Origin of the sequence: Prauserella oleivorans (assembly GCF_042685745.1) — a bacterium.
Lineage (GTDB): Bacteria > Actinomycetota > Actinomycetes > Mycobacteriales > Pseudonocardiaceae > Prauserella_A > Prauserella_A oleivorans.
This window is the reverse complement of sequence record NZ_JBHUNT010000001.1, coordinates 2,168,067-2,184,222: the sequence shown is the minus strand read 5'-3', so window position 1 is coordinate 2,184,222 and position 16,156 is coordinate 2,168,067. Positions and strand designations below refer to the sequence as shown.

Here is a 16,156-nt window from a genome sequence, read left to right as displayed (position 1 = left end):
GAGAACTGTTGAGCCGGGTCGCGGGCATCCTCGCGGCCGCCGTCATGGTGGTGTGCGCGTGGCCGTCCCCGGTGTCCGCGACCCAGCCGTACCTGATCGGCGGATCCGAGTCCGATCAGCCCTACCCGTTCATGGCGTCGCTGCAGCAGGGTGCCGGTGAGCACTTCTGCGGCGCCTCTCTCATCCGCCCGCAGTGGCTGCTCACCGCAGCCCACTGCGTGGAACAGCGCACGCCGGGCGAGTTCAGCGCACGCATCGGCAGCGCCGACCGCACCCGGGGCGGGGAAATCGCACGGCCGGCCGAGGTCGTCGTGCACCCCGACTACAACCTGGGCGCGGCCGGTGGTGACCTCGCGCTCGTGCGCCTGTCGGCACCGGTGCGCGCGCAACCCGTCGAACTCGCCACGGACGCTCCGGTCGGCACCAGGACCCGGCTGCTCGGCTGGGGGCAGACGTGCCCGACGCAGGGGTGCGGGGAGGCGCCGGCGATGCTGCGGCAACTCGACACCACGATCGTCGACGGCACGCGCTGCACGGCGGCGTTCGATGCCGCGAAGGAGCTGTGCACGGACAACCCCGGCGGCAAGGGCGGCGCCTGCTACGGCGACTCCGGTGGCCCGCAGCTGGTGCACGTGGACGGACGGTGGCGGCTCACCGGGCTGTCCAGCAGGTCCGGCGACGACCGGGCCGTGTGCGGCGCGGCCCCGTCGATCTACACCTCGGCGGTGGCCTACGCGCCGTGGATCAACGACCGCGTGAGCAGCTCGCCCGCCGCGTAGTCACTCGGCGTTGCTGGAGTGGCCGGGGAACAGGTGCGCGGCCGGGTCGATGCTGACGGCGATGTTGTTGATGGCCGTGGCCGCCTCACCGAAGCCGGTGGCGATGAGCTTCACCTTGCCCGGGTAGGCCGCGACGTCCCCGGCCGCGTAGACGCGCTCGCGGGCGGTCGCCATCGTGGAGTCGACGGCGATGGCGCGCTGGTGGATTTGCAGACCCCAGTCCTCGATGGGCCCGAGGGAGGCGGTGAAGCCGAGCGCCGCCACGACCGTCTGCGCGGGCAACACCTCCCGGCCGCTGCCCTTGATGTCCAGTTCCACCTCGGCGAGCCTGCCCTCGCCGGTGCCGTCATCGCCGCGCAGGGCGGTGACCTCGGCGTCGGTGATGATCCGGATCCCGGTCTCGCGCGCCTGCCGGACGATCGACTCGGCCGCCCGGAACTTCGCCCGGCGGTGCACCAGCGTGACGCTGCGGGCGATGGGGTGCAGGGCGAGCACCCAGTCGAACGCCGAGTCGCCGCCGCCGACCACCACGACGTCCTGGCCGGCGTACGCGTCGAGCGCCGGAATGAAGTGCACGAGGCCCCTGCCGAGCCAGCCGTCGCCCGCGGGCAGCGGCCGGGGCGTGAACTCGCCGATGCCCGCCGTGATGAGCACGGCCTTCGCCCGCACGACGTCGCCGCCGTCCAGGGTCAGTTCGAGGCCGTCGCCGACGGTCTCGAGTGTCTCGGCCTTGCGCCCGAGCAGGTAGGTGGGGTTCCACTGGCCCGCCTGCTCCAGCAGGCCCTTGACGAGGTCACGGCCACGCACGGCCGGGAACCCGGCGACGTCGAAGATCATCTTTTCGGGGTACATCGCGGTCACCTGCCCGCCCGCCTCGGGCAGCGAGTCCACGACGGCCATGGACAGCCCCCGGAATCCCGCGTAGTACGCCCCGAACAGGCCGGTGGGCCCGGCGCCGACGATGAGCACGTCGACCGACAACTCTGCTGGCGAGCCCATGGCTCACCGCCCTTCCGCCAGTGGTGGGTGGCCGTCTCGGCAACCGATCTTAGTGCGCAACGACACCGGGCGGGGCCTCCGACGCTGCGCCAGACTGGCGTCATGGCTGAACAGGAATTCCGGATCGAGCACGACACGATGGGCGAGGTGAAGGTCCCCGCCGACGCCCTGTACCGCGCGCAGACGCAACGTGCCGTCGAGAACTTCCCCATCTCCGGCCGTGGTCTGGAGCGCTCGCAGATCCGGGCGCTCGGCCTGCTCAAGGCCGCTGCCGCCCGCGTCAACGCACGACTGGGCGTGCTGGACGCCGACCTCGCCGCGGCCATCGCGAGCGCCGCCGACGAGGTCGCCGAGGGCCGCTACGACGATCACTTCCCCATCGACGTGTTCCAGACCGGCTCGGGCACGTCGTCCAACATGAACGCCAACGAGGTGATCGCCACGCTCGCCTCCCGCGCGCTCGGCCGGGACGTCCATCCGAACGACCACGTCAACGCGTCGCAGTCGTCCAACGACACGTTCCCGACCACGATCCACGTCGCGGCCACCGAGGCCGTGCTGCGGGACGTCATCCCGGCACTGGACCACCTGGCCACGGTCATCGAGGAACGCGCGGCCGAGTGGGCGGACGTGGTGAAGTCCGGCCGCACGCACCTGATGGACGCCGTGCCGATCACGCTCGGTCAGGAGGCCGGCGCGTGGGCGGCGCAGGTGCGGTTCGGCATCGAGCGGCTGCGCAGCGGCCTGCCCCGGCTCGGCGAGCTGCCCATCGGCGGCACGGCCGTCGGGAGTGGACTCAACGCGCCGGACGGCTTCGGCGCCGCCGTGGCGGACGAGCTGGCGAAGGTCACCGGCCTGCCGCTCACCGAAGCCCGCAACCACTTCGAGGCGCAGGCCTCGCAGGACGGCGTGGTCGAGACCTCCGGTCATCTGCGCACGGTGGCGGTGTCGCTGAACAAGATCGCCAACGACCTGCGCTGGCTGGGCTCCGGCCCGCGCACCGGGCTGGCCGAGCTGGCACTGCCGGACCTGCAGCCGGGGTCGTCGATCATGCCGGGCAAGGTGAATCCGGTGATTCCGGAGGCCACGCTGCAGGTGGTGGCGCAGGTGATCGGCAACGACGCGGCCGTGGCGTTCGCGGGCGCGCAAGGCAACTTCCAGCTCAACGTGAACCTGCCGGTGATCGCGCGCAACGTGCTGGAGTCCGCCCGGTTGCTCGCCGCGGTGTCGCGGCTGCTGGCGGACAAGGTGTTCGCCGGGCTGACCGTGAACACCGAGCGGGCCAAGGCCTACGCCGAGGGCTCGCCCTCGATCGTGACGCCGCTGAACGCCTACCTCGGCTACGAGGAGGCGGCGGCCGTCGCGAAGCAGGCCCTCAAGGAGCTCAAGACGATCCGTGAGGTCGTCATCGAGCGCGGCCACGTCGCGAACGGCAAGCTCACCGAGGAGCAGCTGGACGAGGCACTCGACGTGCTGCGCATGGCCCGCGGCGGCAAGTAGGTCAGGCGGCCCGGCGGGCGGCGGGCGGCTGGTGATGCTCGCGCGCGCCGGGCCGGTGCTCCCGGCGTTGCGCGGCCGTCGCGGAGCGGGCGAACCAGCGCGGCGTGGCACGTCCTCTTCCCGGCCGCGGCTCGCCGGACTCGCCGGTGCCGAGCAGCACGGTGAGCAGCGCCCCGGCCAGCAGTGGCACATGGGTGCCGAGCCGACCCCAGCCCACGGCGCCCTGCACGACGTCGGCCACCGAGAGCACGACGAGTGCGGCCGAGACGGTGAGCAGCACCGGCCACTGGCTGCGAGCCCGCTCCGGCCGCGCGGCGACGTAGAGCAGGGCCACCGCGACGGCGAGGTTGAACGCGGCGGTCTCGTTGAGCAGGTGCCCACCGCCGTGCAGGGGGTCCGGCACGAGGAACTGGGCCACCACCACTCCGAGCTGGCACAACGCCGCCACGGCGACCGCCCAGCGCAGCCGCCCGCGCCGGGCCCTCCGCCGGACCGGGTCGAATCCGGCGAGGGCCCGATCGGTCACGTCCGGCAGCTCGCCGACCGGCGCGAGCCGCGCCATGCGCGTGACCTCCGCGGCTCCGTCCCGCCACACCGAACACGGACGGCATCCGGCGACGTGCTCGTCGAGCTGGGCGAGCGGGACGCCGGGCTCCTCACCGTCCAGGGTGGCCGAGATCGCCTCACGTGCGGTCCTGCAGTCCATACCGTGCAGGTTGCCACGCGTTCCGGAAAAGTTCCCGGGCCGCCACGTGATCTAGGGTCTCCTCCCGTGGACGACGAGATCACCACCTGCGCGCTGCTGGCGGCCGACGGCGACCGGGCCGCGGCCGAGCGCTTCGTCGCGGCGACCCGCGCCCAGCTGCACCGGCTGCTGGCCTACCTGTCCGATCCACGTTCGGCCGAGGACCTCGTGCAGGAGACCTACCTGCGCGCGTTCGCGGCGCTGCCGGGTTTCGAGGCTCGCTCGCCCGCACGGATGTGGCTGTTCGCGATCGCACGCCGGGTCGCCGCCGACCACGTGCGGTCGCGGGCGCGGCGGCCGCGGACGGCGCCGGAACCGATCGGTGACGACGTCGTCCCCGGATGGCCGGACCACGGCAGGCTCGTGGTGCTGCACGAGCTGATCTCCGCCCTCGACGACGAGCGCCGCGAGGCGTTCGTGCTCACCCAGGTGGCCGGGCTTTCCTACGCCGAAGCCGCCGAGGTCTGCGGATGTCCGGTGGGCACCATCCGCTCGCGCGTCTTCCGGGCGCGCGAGCAGCTCGTCTCCGCCCTCGGCGGCGAGGAAGGCCGCGCGGCGAGCCTCTCCTGAGCGGGCGGCGTCAGCTGGCGTCGATGAGCTGCCGCGCGACGTCCTTGGCGTTGCCGACAGCGCCCGGCACCACGCCGAGCGAGGCGGTCACCGTGGCGCCCTCGAGCAGTACGAGCAGCGACGTGGCGAGCTTGCGCGGGTTGCGCACGCCCGCCTCCCGCGCCAGCGTGCGCAGGTAGTCGAGGAGCCACTGCTTCTGCTCGCGGATCACCTCGCGAGCCGGGTGCGAGGCGTCCGGCAGTTCGGCCTGCGCGTTGACGAACGCGCACCCGCGTGGGTTCTCGGTGGCGATCCACTCCTCCATGGCGTCGAACACGAGCAGCAGCCGCCGGGCGGGTGTGATCCGGCCGCGCCGCTCGACCACGCTGAGCATGTGCTCACGCCAGCGTTCGTCGCGGCGGCTCAGGTACAGCCGGATGAGCGCGTCCTTGGAGCCGAACCGGTCGTAGAGTGTCTTCTTCGTGACCCCGGCCTCGGATGCGATGGACTCGACGCCGACGGCGTGAATGCCGTTCTCGTAGAAAAGCCGTCCCGCCACCTCGAGCACGCGCTCGGCCGCCGGGGTCAACGTGAGTTCCTCAGCCACACCGTGACGGTATACCGAGCGGTCTAGTAGGTCCACGGAGGGACGTGCCCGCGCTCACCGTCGGAGCCGTCGCCAGGTCCGTGCGGCCAGGGGCAGGAAGACCGCCACCAGCACAGCGGGCCAGAGCACGGCGGGCCAGGGCGCGGACTCGGCCACCCAGGACGTTCCGCCCGCGCCGGGAGCTCCCACCAGGTCCCGGATTGCCGTGACCGTGGCCGTCAGCGGGTTGGCGTCGGCGATCATGCCGAGCCAGCGCGGCATCGTGGCCGTGTCGACGAACACGCCCGACAGGAACAGCAGCGGCCACATCGCCACCTGGACCGCGACGATCGCCTCCTGGTTCTTCACCCGCAGCCCGATGAACATCCCGATCCACAACATCGCGAAGCGCAGTGCGAGCAGCAGCGCCAGTGCCGCCCCGATCGCGAGCGGTGCCGCGTCCGGACGCCAGCCGAACAACAGCCCCGCGACGACCACCACGGCCAGGCCCACCAGCGAGTGGAGCATGTCCGCCAGGCAGCGGCCCGCCAGCACGGCCACGCCCGACACCGGCAGCGACCGGAACCGCTCGGTCACCCCTTTCGAGGCGTCGAGGGACACCGCCGTCATCGTCGACTCCAGCCCGAAGAACATCGCCATCGCGAACACTCCGGGCATCACGAAGTCCACATAGGACCCGCCGGTGGTCGCGCCCAGTGCGCCGCCGAGCAAGCCGATGAACATGCCCGCCAACAGCACCGGGAACAGCCAGCCGAAGGCGATCACGCCGGGCCGGTTCCGCCAGTGCTGCAACTCGCGCAGGGTGATCGTCCAGGTGTCCAGCAGCCCTTGGCGGACCCCGGCCACGGAACGGGGAGCGACTGCGGTCGTCATGCGGGCACCTTCCGTGCGTCGGCGGACTCGGTGAGCTCGAGGAACACCTCGTCGAGCGTGGGTGTGCGGATCGCGATGTCGGCCAGGCCGATGCCGGCGTCGCGCACGGCCGACGCCACGCCGACCAGAGCCTCGGCGCGGTCGAGAACCGGCACGCGGATTCGCCCGTGCGCAAGGTGTACCTCGCCGCTCGCCCACGGCCTCGCGAGTCGCACGAGGCGTTGGGCGTCGGCCTGCACGGCGGGCACGAGTTCCAGCCAGTCGTCGCCGATGCGGGCCTTGAGCTCGGCGGGCGTACCTCCGGCGACGATCCGTCCCGCGTCGAGCAGGGAGATCCGGTCGGCCAGCCGGTCGGCCTCCTCCAGGTACTGGGTGGTCAGCAGCACGGTGGTGCCCCGGGACACCAGTGCGCGGAGGGCGTCCCACACCTCCCTGCGCCCTGCCGGGTCAAGTCCGGTGGTGGGCTCGTCGACGAACAGTACGTCCGGCGCGACGAGCAGCGCGGCGGCGAGATCGAGCCGCCTGCGCATGCCTCCCGAGTAGGCCGCGGCGCGCTTGCCGGTGGCGCCGGCGAGACCGAACCGTTCGAGCAGCTCGTCGGCACGGCGTTCGGCGGCGTGGCGCGAGAGCCTGCTCAGCCTGCCGAACAGGACGAGGTTCTGCCGGCCGGACAGTTCCTCGTCGACGGCCGCGTACTGGCCGACCAGGCCGATGTGCCTGCGCACCCGGCCGCCGTCCCGCCGCACGTCGTACCCGGCGACGCGCACGGTCCCGCGGTCGAAATCCAGCAACGTCGCCATGATCTTGACCGCGGTCGTCTTACCGGCACCGTTCGGGCCGAGCAAGCCGTGCACCGTTCCCCGCCGGACGGCGAGGTCGAACCCGTCGAGCGCGGGCCGCGGCTCACCGCGGGCGCCCGGATAGACCTTGTGGACCCCCGTGGCCTCGACGGCGGTCTCCTGCTCCGGCATGCCACCTCCCTGGTTCCGTACGATTGACCGTACGGTGTACGGCGCACTGTACGGTAGCGTGCCGGTGAGAAGCAAGGCCAGCCTGTTTCGCACCGGAAGGACGAGCCTCGTGCCCCGACGCAGCCCCGTGGCCGACCTGGCCCGCTCGATCTACCTGCTGTGGGGACACCACCCGCGACCAGGCCGTTCCGGGTTGACGGTGTCGGCGATCGTCCAGGCGGGCATCGAGCTCGCCGACGCGCACGGCCTCGCCGCGGTGTCGATGCGCAAGGTCGCCGACCACCTCGGCGCGGGCGCCATGTCGCTCTACGGCTACGTTCCCGGCAAGGACGACCTCACCGCCCTGATGGTGGACGCGGTGCTCGCGGAGCCGTACGAGGGCGACGTCGAGGCGGCGACGCGGGCCGGCGACTGGCGCGAGGCCATGCGGTTCGTCGCGCGCCGGAACTGGGAGCTCTACCTGCGGCATCCGTGGTTGCTCGAGGTGCGCTCGGCGCGGCCGAATCTGGGGCCGAACGCGAGCCGCAAGTACGAGGCGGAGATCCGGCCACTCGACGGGATCGGCCTGTCCGACATCGAGATGGACACCGTCCTGAGCCTGGTGCTCGGGCACGTGGCCGACTCCGCACGCGCACATCTCGCACAGCAGCAGGACGAGTCCGGCATGTCCGACGCCGAGTGGTGGGCCATCGTCGCGCCGGTGCTCGAGCAGGTAATGGTCGACCCCGATCTCGTCGTGTCGGGCCGCGTGGGCACGGCCGTCGGAACCGCGTTCAACGCCGCGTCCAGCCCCGAGCATGTGTTCGCGTTCGGCCTCGAGGTGATTCTGGACGGCGTCCAGGCCCGGATCGACCGGGCCTGACCGCCTCGGCCGACCCTCCTCTGGTATACCGATCGGTATAGTCTCTCGGTAACCATACCGGTCGGTATACCTGAGGAGTGTGTCCGTGTCGTTGCTGCGATCCGGCGCCGTGCTGGCGATCGGCTTCGTTCTCATGTGGAGTTCCGGATTCGTCGGCGCGGTGCTCGGGACGGCCTCCGCGCCGGCCGCGACCCTGCTCGCGTGGCGGTTCCTTGTCGTGACGGCGTTGCTCGGCGGCTGGTGGGCGCTCACGCGCAGGCGCCGGCTGCCCGCCCGGGAGATCGCGGTGCACGCGGTGATCGGACTGCTCTCGCAGGGCGTCTACCTGTCCGGCGTCGTGTGGTCGGCCGAACTCGGCGTACCGGCGGGCATCGCCGCCCTCGTCGCGGCACTGCAACCACTGGCCGCCGCCGCGCTCGCGGGACCGCTGCTGGGCGAGCGCACGTCGAGCACCCAGTGGGCAGGGCTCATGCTGGGCCTCGGCGGGGTGGCCCTCGTGGTGGGCGGCGACCTCGCCTCACCCGGCGCGGCGCCCCCGGCCGCCTACGCACTGCCGTTCCTGGCCATGGCCGGGCTGGTCGCGGCGACGTTCACCGAACGCAGGGTGCCCTCCGAGCTCGGACTCGCCGACTCGCTGTTCGTCCAGTGCGCGGTGTCGGCCGTGGCGTTCACGGGCATCGCCGTGCTGACCGGTGACCTCGTCGTGCCCGCCGACGGCACCTTCTGGGTCGCCGTCGCGTGGGTGGTGGTGTTCTCGACGTTCGGCGGGTACGGCTTCTACTGGCTCAACGCCCGCCGCTCGGTAACCCGCGTCTCGACCCTGCTGTATCTGACACCGCCGGCGACGATGCTGCTCGCCCTGGTGATGTTCGGCGACCCGGTGACCCCGGGTGGGCTCGCCGGTCTGGGCGTGTGCCTGCTGGGCGTGCTGCTCGCACTGCGCAAGCCACGCGGAATGTCGGCATCCGGGGAGATGATGGCGGCATGCACCTCGACGACGTCGTCCGCGCGTCCGCGGAGCTGACGGCCACCCGCTCGCGCAAGGCCAAGACCGCGATCCTCGCGGAGCTGCTGAACGCCGCGCCTCCCGGCGAGCTGGCGGCCGCGGTCGCGTTCCTCACCGGACGTCCCACGCAGGGCCGCATCGGCATCGGCTGGCGCACGCTGGCCGAGCTGCGGGGCGAGCCGGCGGCCCGGCCGGAGCTGACGGTCACCGACGTCGACACCGCACTCGGCGAGGTGGCGGCCACGAGCGGCAGCGGTTCGGCGCGACGGCGGGCCGAGGTGCTCGGCACGCTGTTCGCCCGCGCGACCCCGGCGGAGCAGGAATTCCTGTTCCGGCTGCTCACCGGCGAACTGCGGCAGGGCGCGCTCGAGGGTGTCATGGTCGACGGCGTCGCGGCGGCCACCGGGGTGCCGGTCGAGCTGGTGCGGCGGGCGTTCATGCTCTCCGGCAGCCTGCCCGCCACGGCCGGTGCCGCCGTGGCCGGCGGCGCCCCCGCGCTACGCGCGTTCCGGCTCGAACTCGGCAGGCCGATCCGACCGATGCTCGCCTCCCCCGCCGAGTCGCTCGACGACGCGCTCGCCGAACTGGGCGACGTGGTCGTCGAGTACAAGATGGACGGTGCGCGGATCCAGGTGCACCGTGACGGCGACGACGTCCGCGTCTACACCCGCACGCTGCGGGAGGTCACCAAGCACGTCGGCGAACTGGCCGACCTCGTGCGCGAGCTGCCGTGCCGCTCGGTGGTCCTCGACGGCGAGACGCTCGCGCTCACCGACGACGGCAGGCCCAGGCCGTTCCAGGAGACGATGTCGCGCTTCGGCAGCACCCGCGAGGAACAGGTCCGGGAGTTGCTGCTGCGGCCGTACTTCTTCGACTGCCTGCACCTCGACGGCACGGACCTGCTCGACGCCCCGTTGCGCGACCGCAACACCGCCCTGCGCGACGTCGCCGGCGAGCACGTGACCCCCGGCGAGACGCAGCCTGCCGACCCCGCCGCGCTCCTGGACGCCTCGCTCGACGCCGGCCACGAGGGGGTGATGGTCAAGGACCTCGACGCCCCGTACGCGGCGGGCAGGCGCGGCCGGGCATGGCTGAAGGTGAAGCCCTCGCACACGCTCGACCTCGTGGTACTGGCCGCGGAGTGGGGACACGGCAGGCGCACCGGGTACCTGTCCAACCTGCACCTCGGCGCCCGGGACCCGGACGGGGGTCCGCCGATCATGGTGGGCAAGACGTTCAAGGGCCTCACCGACGAGCTGCTCGCCTGGCAGACCGAGCGGTTTCCCGAGCTCGAGCGGCGGCGCGACGACTGGACCGTCTACCTGCGTCCCGAGCTGGTGGTGGAGATCGAACTGGACGGGGTGCAGACCAGCACCCGCTACCCCGGCGGCGTCGCCCTCCGCTTCGCCCGTGTGCTGCGGTACCGGCCCGACAAACAGGCCGCCGACGCCGACACCATCGACGCGGTGCGCGCGATGCTGCGGGGTTGATTAGTGTGCCAACCATGGCAGCGACTGTGCAGAACGTGGTGACGTCCGGGGTGTTCGAGCTGGACGGAGGCAGCTGGAACGTCGACAACAACGTCTGGGTGGTCGGCGACGACCGTGAGGTGATCGTCATCGACGCCGCCCACGACGCCGGCCGGATCGCCGAGGCTGTCGGCGAGCGCGCCGTCCGCGCCATCGTGTGCACCCACGCCCACAACGACCATGTCAACGCCGCACCCGACCTGGCGGGCCGCACCGGCGCGCCGATCCTGCTGCACCCGGAGGACCGCGTGCTATGGGACCAGACCCACCCGGACCGCGCGCCCGACGGCGAGCTCACCGACGGCCAGACGCTGACCATCGCGGGCACCGAGCTCCAGGTGCTGCACACCCCCGGCCACGCGCCGGGCGCTGTGTGCCTGTACTCGCGGGAGCTCGGTGTCGTGTTCAGCGGCGACACGCTGTTCCACGGCGGTCCCGGCGCCACGGGGCGCTCCTACTCCGACTACCCGACGATCGTGAAGTCCATCACCGAGCGGCTGTTCGCGCTGCCGGACGACACGACGGTGCACACCGGGCACGGTGAGTCGACCGCTATCGGCGCCGAGAAGGCCGGATCGTCGGGCTGGGAGAAGCCCTGACCGGCGAGCCGGGCGACGCCGAAGGCCCATCGACCACGTAAGCTGGGCGCTCGTGCAGTTTCTGGATGGCCACCGGCCCGCTCACGACCTGACCTACGACGACGTGTTCCTGCTGCCGAACCGCTCGGCGGTGGAGTCCCGCTTCGACGTCGACCTCTCGACCGTCGACGGCACGGGCACGACCATCCCGGTCGTCGTCGCCAACATGACGGCGGTCGCGGGACGGCGCATGGCCGAGACCGTCGCGCGGCGCGGCGGTCTGGTCGTGTTGCCGCAGGACGTCGACCCGGCTGCCGTCGCCGACATCACGGCCTGGGTGAAAGACCGCCACCGCGTGTGGGACACCCCGCTGGTGCTCACCGCCGGTGACGCGGTCGCCGACGCGCTCAACCTCGTCGGCAAGCGCGCCCACGGCGCCGTCGTGATCGTGGACGGCGAAGGCCGGCCGGTCGGGGTGGTGGACGAGCAGGCGTGCACCGGGGTCGACCGGTTCGCCCGCCTCGGCGAGGTCGCCGACACCGATGTGCTGACCTGCCCGCTCGACACCCCGCCACGGGCGGTCTTCGACCGGCTGCACGAGCACGGCTCGCGGCTCGCCGTCGGGGTGGACGCCGAGGGCAGGCTCGCCGGCGTCCTCACGCAGGTCTCCGCACTGAGGGCCGGCATCTACACGCCGGCCACCGACGCCCACGGCAGGCTCCGCATCGCCGCCGCGGTCGGCGTGAACGGGGACGTCGCCGCCAAGGCGGAGGCCGTGCTCAACGCCGGTGTGGACGTGCTCGTGGTCGACACCGCACACGGCCACCAGGAGAAGATGCTGGCCGCGCTGAAGGCGGTCCGTTCGGTGTCGCCGTCGGTGCCGGTGGTGGCGGGCAACGTCGTCACGGCCGAGGGCACGCGCGACCTCATCGAGGCGGGCGCCGATGTCGTCAAGGTCGGCGTGGGCCCGGGTGCCATGTGCACCACCCGCATGATGACCGGGGTCGGCCGCCCGCAGTTCTCCGCCGTGCTCGACTGCGCCGCGGCGGCCCGCTCCCTCGGCAAGCACGTGTGGGCCGACGGCGGCGTGCGGCACCCGCGCGACGTCGCGCTCGCCCTCGCGGCCGGTGCGTCGTCGGTGATGATCGGCTCCTGGTTCGCGGGCACCTACGAGTCGCCCGGCGACCTGCGCTACGACGAGCAGGGCAGGCCGTACAAGGAGTCGTTCGGCATGGCCTCCAAGCGCGCCGTGAGCGCCCGGACCCGCACCGACAATGGCTACGAGCGCGCCCGCAAGAGCCTGTTCGAGGAAGGCATCTCCTCCTCGCGGATGGCGCTCGACCCGGCGCGCCCCGGCGTGGAGGACCTGCTGGACTCGATCACGGCAGGTGTCCGTTCGGCCTGCACATACGCGGGCGCCACCACGCTCGAGGAGTTCCACGAGCGCGCCGTGCTGGGTGTGCAGTCCGCCGCCGGGTTCGCCGAGGGCCGGCCACTTCCCGCGGGCTGGTGAGCCCGGACGGGGTCGTGGACGCGGGCGCGCCCACGACCCCGGCGTGGCCTACCCGTGGTGCTCCAGCATCTCGGTGACGAGCGCCGCGATCGGCGAGCGCTCCGAACGGGTCAGCGTCACGTGGGCGAACAGCGGGTGTCCCTTGAGCTTCTCGATCACCGCGGAAACCCCGTCGTGCCTGCCCACACGCAGGTTGTCGCGCTGGGCGACGTCGTGCGTGAGCACCACCCGCGACGCCGAGCCGAGCCGGGACAGCACCGTGAGCAGCACATTGCGTTCCAGCGACTGTGCCTCGTCGACGATCACGAACGAGTCGTGCAGGGACCGGCCCCGGATGTGCGTGAGCGGCAGGACCTCGAGCATCCCGCGGTCGATGACCTCGTCGATGACCGCCTGGCTCGCCAGCGCGCCCAGCGTGTCGAACACCGCCTGAGCCCACGGCTGCATCTTCTCGCTCTCCGAGCCGGGCAGGTAGCCGAGCTCCTGCCCGCCGACCGCGTAGACCGGCCGGAAGACGACGACCTTGCGGTGCATCCCGCGTTCCAGCACGGCTTCCAGGCCCGCGCACAACGCCAGCGCCGACTTGCCCGTACCGGCACGCCCGCCGAGCGAGACGATGCCGACGTTCTGGTCGAGCAGCAGGTCCAGCGCGATCCGCTGTTCGGCCGACCGTCCGTGCAGACCGAACGCCTCCCGGTCGCCGCGCACCAGGCGCGCCGTCTTGTCGGGGGTCACCCTCGCCAGCGCACTCGACGTCCCGGCCAGCAGGCGCAGCCCCGTGTGGCAGGGCAGTTCGCCGGCGTCGTGGATGCCGTAGTCGGCGAGGTCGACGGTGCCCTCCGCGAACAGACCGTCGATGGCCTCCTGCGGCACGTCGAGGTCGGCCATACCGGTCCAGCCGGACGGCGTGACCTCCTGCGCCCGGTACTCGTCGGCGTCCAGTCCGACCGCACCTGCCTTGACACGCAGCGGGATGTCCTTGGTGACGAGCGTCACGTCAGTGAGCTCGGTGGCCAGGTTCAGCGCGCAGGCCAGGATGCGGTGGTCGTTGGAGTCGGTGCGGAACCCGGGTGGCAGCACGGTGGGGTCGGAGTGGTTGAGTTCGACGTGCACCGTGCCGCCCTCGTCGCCGATCGGCACCGGTGCGTCGAGGCGACCGTGCGTGCGTCGCAGGTCGTCGAGCAGCCGGAGGGCCTCCCGTGCGAACCATCCGAGTTCCGGGTGGTGCCGCTTGGCTTCCAGCTCGCTGATCACGACGAGCGGCAGGACCACCGAGTGTTCGGCGAACCTGGTCACCGCCCAGGGGTCGGACAGCAGCACCGAGGTGTCCAGAACATAGGTGCTTCGCTGTGAACCGGATGGACCCTCAGTGCCGGAAGCACTGGTCGAAGAGCGGCCGGAGGCCTTTCGGGGCAAACGCTGCGCAGTCACGACGGCATCTCCCTCGGGGGCGTTGGCACCACGCCCGCACTCGCTGGGCCGGGCACTGCCCTGGCTGGTCGCTCTTTCCGACGCCGCGGCGTCAGAGTGTGCGGCCACGAGGGCCCGGTGCCGGCCCCCTCGTGCGCATGAACGGCGTCGCCGTTCGTTTCCCTACTGCCACGACCAGGGCCTCCCGCGACGATCCACATCGGTTTCGCGAACCGTCACCACGGAAGCTACCGGCGCGGGCCCCCGGACGCAGGCAGCCAGGCAGGTGATTCACCGATTCGTCACGTCCACGCAGGTGACGGGTCACCAGAGGCCAGGTGACAGATACTGAGGGTGACTCGCGGACCACTCCGTCGAATTTCGGTTCACCGGGAAAGGGCAATGGTTTCGTCACAGTTACAAATGGGCGCGGGCTATACCAGTTCGCGTAAACCCGTGACAAGACCTACACCGGGTAGTGCATGTCGCAGTTTGCGTCTTCCCAGCTCAGAGCAGTTATGGACCGCTCAGGCGCCGTACCGGCGGTTGCGGACGGCGTAGTCGCGCAGGGCGCGGAGGAAGTCCACACGCCGGAACGCGGGCCAATAGGCCTCGGTGAACCAGAATTCCGAGTGGGCCGATTGCCAGAGCAGAAACCCGGACAAACGTTGTTCTCCGGACGTCCGAATGATGAGGTCCGGATCAGGCTGACCCGAAGTATACAAATGCTCGGAGATATGGTCGACATCCAAAATCTTCGCGAGCTCGTGGATTGTCGTCCCCTCGTCGGCGTGCTGCTTGAGCAGCTTGCGCACGGCGTCGGCGATCTCCTGCCTGCCGCCGTAGCCGACGGCGACGTTGACCACCATGCCGCTGCGCCCGTCGGTGCGCTGTGCCGCGGCGGTCAGGCGCGTGGCGACGTCGGCGGGCAGCATGTCGAGGGCGCCGACGATCGAAAGCCGCCACGGGTTGCCCGGTTTGGCCAGTTCGTCCACGACGTCCGGGATGATCTCCAGCAGCGCGGCGACCTCTTCGCTGGAGCGGCTGCGCACGTTGTCCGTGGAGAGCAGCCAGAGCGTGACGACCTCGACGTTCGCCTCGCGGCACCAGCCCAGGAAGTCGGCGATCTTCTTCGCGCCGACCCGGTGCCCGCCGTTGACGTCGGTGAAACCGGCCTCCCGCGCCCAGCGGCGGTTGCCGTCGAGGATGACACCGATGTGGCGCGGGTGCCGTCCGGCTGCCTGTTGCCGGAGCCGCCAGGAGTAGACGGTGTAGACGACCTTGGAGAGGAACGAGCGAAGACTCACGTCACGGCAGCGTACGCCTCGGTGATGGAGTGACGTTCGCTGCGCTCGGCGCCACGCGGGTGCACATCAACCTACGGCGCCGTAACCTGGAGTCGTGAGTCTTGCGACCGAGAACCCTCCGGAGAAAACTGCGGCGGACCGCCCGCGCCTGCGGGGACACATCCACTTCTGGAGCTTCTTCGGCGCGCTCGCCGCCGCCGCCACGCTGATCGCATTGGCCGCGTCGACGGTGTCCGGGCTCGCCGCGCTGGCCACGTCGGTGTACGGCGTCACCGTGCTCGGCTTGTTCGGAGTCAGTGCGTTGTACCACCGGCACATCTGGAGCCCGCGCGCGTACGCGTGGATGAAGCGGGCCGACCACTCGATGATCTTCCTGTTCATCGCCGGCACGTATACGCCGTTCACGCTGCTCGCGATGTCCCAGCCGACCGGCTACATCGTGCTCGCGGTGGTGTGGGGCGGCGCGCTGGCGGGCGTCGCGTTGAAGATGCTGTGGCCGCGCGCCCCGCGCTGGCTCGGCGTGCCGATCTACATCGCGCTCGGCTGGGTGGCAATCTTCGTGCTGCCCGAACTGGCCACCAACGGCGGCATCGCGGCGATGGTGCTGCTGCTGGTCGGCGGCGTCTTCTACACGGTCGGCTCGATCTTCTACGCCACCCGCTGGCCGGACTACTGGCCCCGGACGTTCGGCTACCACGAGTTCTTCCACGCCTGCACGGTGCTGGCGGCGATCTCGCACTACATCGCGATCTGGCTGGTCATGTACTGAGCGGTCGCCGAGCGCCTCGACCGGTCGCGGGTGCGGCTTTGGTGGCGGTCGTGGCGGCTGGTTGGGGTCGCGGCCGTCGGCAGGGCGGCCGGCAGGCATCGGGAGCGTCGGCAGGTCGCCGTGTGCGGTTGGCGGTGGCATCGGCACGCGGCGCGACTG

At 71.6% G+C, this 16,156-nt stretch carries 16 protein-coding genes; 9 read left to right on the top strand and 7 right to left on the bottom strand.

The features are described 5' to 3' along the window. The first annotated feature begins 5 nt into the window (after positions 1-5). Positions 6-779 carry a S1 family peptidase gene (locus ACFSZT_RS10835; protein WP_377384434.1) on the top strand — a complete coding sequence of 258 codons (774 nt, stop codon included), beginning with the start codon at positions 6-8 and terminating at the stop codon, positions 777-779. Here the strand turns inward: ACFSZT_RS10835 and ACFSZT_RS10830 are convergent, their stop codons facing one another. Continuing rightward, positions 780-1,778 carry an NAD(P)/FAD-dependent oxidoreductase gene (locus ACFSZT_RS10830; protein WP_377384240.1) on the bottom strand — a complete coding sequence of 333 codons (999 nt, stop codon included), beginning with the start codon at positions 1,776-1,778 and terminating at the stop codon, positions 780-782. Positions 1,779-1,880: 102 nt separating this feature from the next. Between ACFSZT_RS10830 and ACFSZT_RS10825 the strand changes: the two genes are divergently transcribed. Continuing rightward, positions 1,881-3,278: a class II fumarate hydratase gene (locus ACFSZT_RS10825; RefSeq protein WP_377384238.1), complete on the top strand. Its 1,398-nt coding sequence runs from the start codon at positions 1,881-1,883 to the stop codon at positions 3,276-3,278. Between the two features lies 1 nt (position 3,279). Here the strand turns inward: ACFSZT_RS10825 and ACFSZT_RS10820 are convergent, their stop codons facing one another. Continuing rightward, positions 3,280-3,984 (bottom strand): zf-HC2 domain-containing protein, encoded by a 705-nt coding sequence (locus ACFSZT_RS10820; protein ID WP_377384236.1) that lies wholly within the window; start codon positions 3,982-3,984, stop codon positions 3,280-3,282. Positions 3,985-4,050: 66 nt separating this feature from the next. On the opposite strand from ACFSZT_RS10820, the gene ACFSZT_RS10815 reads away from it, so the two are divergent. Next, positions 4,051-4,593: a sigma factor-like helix-turn-helix DNA-binding protein gene (locus tag ACFSZT_RS10815; RefSeq protein ID WP_377384234.1), complete on the top strand. Its 543-nt coding sequence runs from the start codon at positions 4,051-4,053 to the stop codon at positions 4,591-4,593. Positions 4,594-4,603: 10 nt separating this feature from the next. Here the strand turns inward: ACFSZT_RS10815 and ACFSZT_RS10810 are convergent, their stop codons facing one another. Genes ACFSZT_RS10810 through ACFSZT_RS10800 form a run of 3 tightly spaced genes read right to left on the bottom strand, consistent with a single transcriptional unit; the run spans position 4,604 to position 7,023 of the window. Next, a complete protein-coding gene (locus ACFSZT_RS10810; RefSeq protein ID WP_377384231.1) occupies positions 4,604-5,179 on the bottom strand; it encodes a TetR/AcrR family transcriptional regulator in 576 nt (191 codons plus the stop codon). Positions 5,180-5,233: 54 nt separating this feature from the next. Next, a complete protein-coding gene (locus ACFSZT_RS10805; RefSeq protein WP_377384229.1) occupies positions 5,234-6,052 on the bottom strand; it encodes an ABC transporter permease in 819 nt (272 codons plus the stop codon). Next, the gene (locus tag ACFSZT_RS10800; protein ID WP_377384226.1) at positions 6,049-7,023 is read right to left on the bottom strand and encodes an ATP-binding cassette domain-containing protein; all 975 of its coding nucleotides are present in this window, start codon (positions 7,021-7,023) and stop codon (positions 6,049-6,051) included. The genes ACFSZT_RS10805 and ACFSZT_RS10800 overlap by 4 nt, the downstream gene beginning before the upstream one ends. A gap of 109 nt (positions 7,024-7,132) precedes the next feature. On the opposite strand from ACFSZT_RS10800, the gene ACFSZT_RS10795 reads away from it, so the two are divergent. The 5 genes from ACFSZT_RS10795 to guaB1 all read left to right on the top strand — a co-directional run bounded on the left by ACFSZT_RS10795 (position 7,133) and on the right by guaB1 (position 12,511). After that, a complete protein-coding gene (locus ACFSZT_RS10795; protein WP_377384223.1) occupies positions 7,133-7,885 on the top strand; it encodes a TetR/AcrR family transcriptional regulator in 753 nt (250 codons plus the stop codon). Between the two features lie 85 nt (positions 7,886-7,970). Then, complete coding sequence (locus tag ACFSZT_RS10790; RefSeq protein WP_377384220.1) at positions 7,971-8,909, top strand: DMT family transporter; 939 nt, start codon at positions 7,971-7,973, stop codon at positions 8,907-8,909. Further along, positions 8,870-10,381 (top strand): ATP-dependent DNA ligase, encoded by a 1,512-nt coding sequence (locus ACFSZT_RS10785; protein ID WP_377384217.1) that lies wholly within the window; start codon positions 8,870-8,872, stop codon positions 10,379-10,381. Before ACFSZT_RS10790 ends, ACFSZT_RS10785 begins: the two co-directional genes overlap by 40 nt. Before the next feature lie 14 nt (positions 10,382-10,395). Further along, on the top strand, positions 10,396-11,019 hold the full coding sequence (locus ACFSZT_RS10780) for an MBL fold metallo-hydrolase (RefSeq protein WP_377384215.1): 624 nt from the start codon (positions 10,396-10,398) through the stop codon (positions 11,017-11,019). Positions 11,020-11,071: 52 nt separating this feature from the next. Next, positions 11,072-12,511, top strand: a complete 1,440-nt coding sequence (gene guaB1 / locus ACFSZT_RS10775) for a GMP reductase (protein ID WP_377384211.1) — start codon at positions 11,072-11,074, stop codon at positions 12,509-12,511. 48 nt (positions 12,512-12,559) lie between these two features. On the opposite strand, the gene ACFSZT_RS10770 is transcribed toward guaB1, so the two are convergent. Both ACFSZT_RS10770 and ACFSZT_RS10765 read right to left on the bottom strand, forming a co-directional pair. Continuing rightward, complete coding sequence (locus ACFSZT_RS10770) at positions 12,560-13,942, bottom strand: PhoH family protein (RefSeq protein ID WP_377384208.1); 1,383 nt, start codon at positions 13,940-13,942, stop codon at positions 12,560-12,562. A gap of 506 nt (positions 13,943-14,448) precedes the next feature. Next, entirely contained in the window at positions 14,449-15,228 is a 780-nt protein-coding gene (locus tag ACFSZT_RS10765) for an isoprenyl transferase (protein WP_377384205.1), read from the bottom strand. Between the two features lie 94 nt (positions 15,229-15,322). Here ACFSZT_RS10765 and trhA point away from each other — a divergent pair, with 94 nt between their 5' ends. Next, a complete protein-coding gene (trhA, locus tag ACFSZT_RS10760) occupies positions 15,323-15,997 on the top strand; it encodes a PAQR family membrane homeostasis protein TrhA (RefSeq protein ID WP_377384203.1) in 675 nt (224 codons plus the stop codon). The last annotated feature ends 159 nt before the right edge of the window (positions 15,998-16,156 follow it).

Excerpts from the sequence above, each read along its gene's own strand:
- ACFSZT_RS10805 (WP_377384229.1), bottom strand. The coding sequence starts at position 6,052 with ATGACGACCGCAGTCGCTCCCCGTTCCGTGGCCGGGGTCCGCCAAGGG.
- ACFSZT_RS10780 (WP_377384215.1), top strand. The coding sequence starts at position 10,396 with ATGGCAGCGACTGTGCAGAACGTGGTGACGTCCGGGGTGTTCGAGCTG.
- ACFSZT_RS10800 (WP_377384226.1), bottom strand. The coding sequence starts at position 7,023 with ATGCCGGAGCAGGAGACCGCCGTCGAGGCCACGGGGGTCCACAAGGTC.
- ACFSZT_RS10820 (WP_377384236.1), bottom strand. The coding sequence starts at position 3,984 with ATGGACTGCAGGACCGCACGTGAGGCGATCTCGGCCACCCTGGACGGT.
- ACFSZT_RS10830 (WP_377384240.1), bottom strand. The coding sequence starts at position 1,778 with ATGGGCTCGCCAGCAGAGTTGTCGGTCGACGTGCTCATCGTCGGCGCC.
- ACFSZT_RS10785 (WP_377384217.1), top strand. The coding sequence starts at position 8,870 with ATGCACCTCGACGACGTCGTCCGCGCGTCCGCGGAGCTGACGGCCACC.
- ACFSZT_RS10825 (WP_377384238.1), top strand. The coding sequence starts at position 1,881 with ATGGCTGAACAGGAATTCCGGATCGAGCACGACACGATGGGCGAGGTG.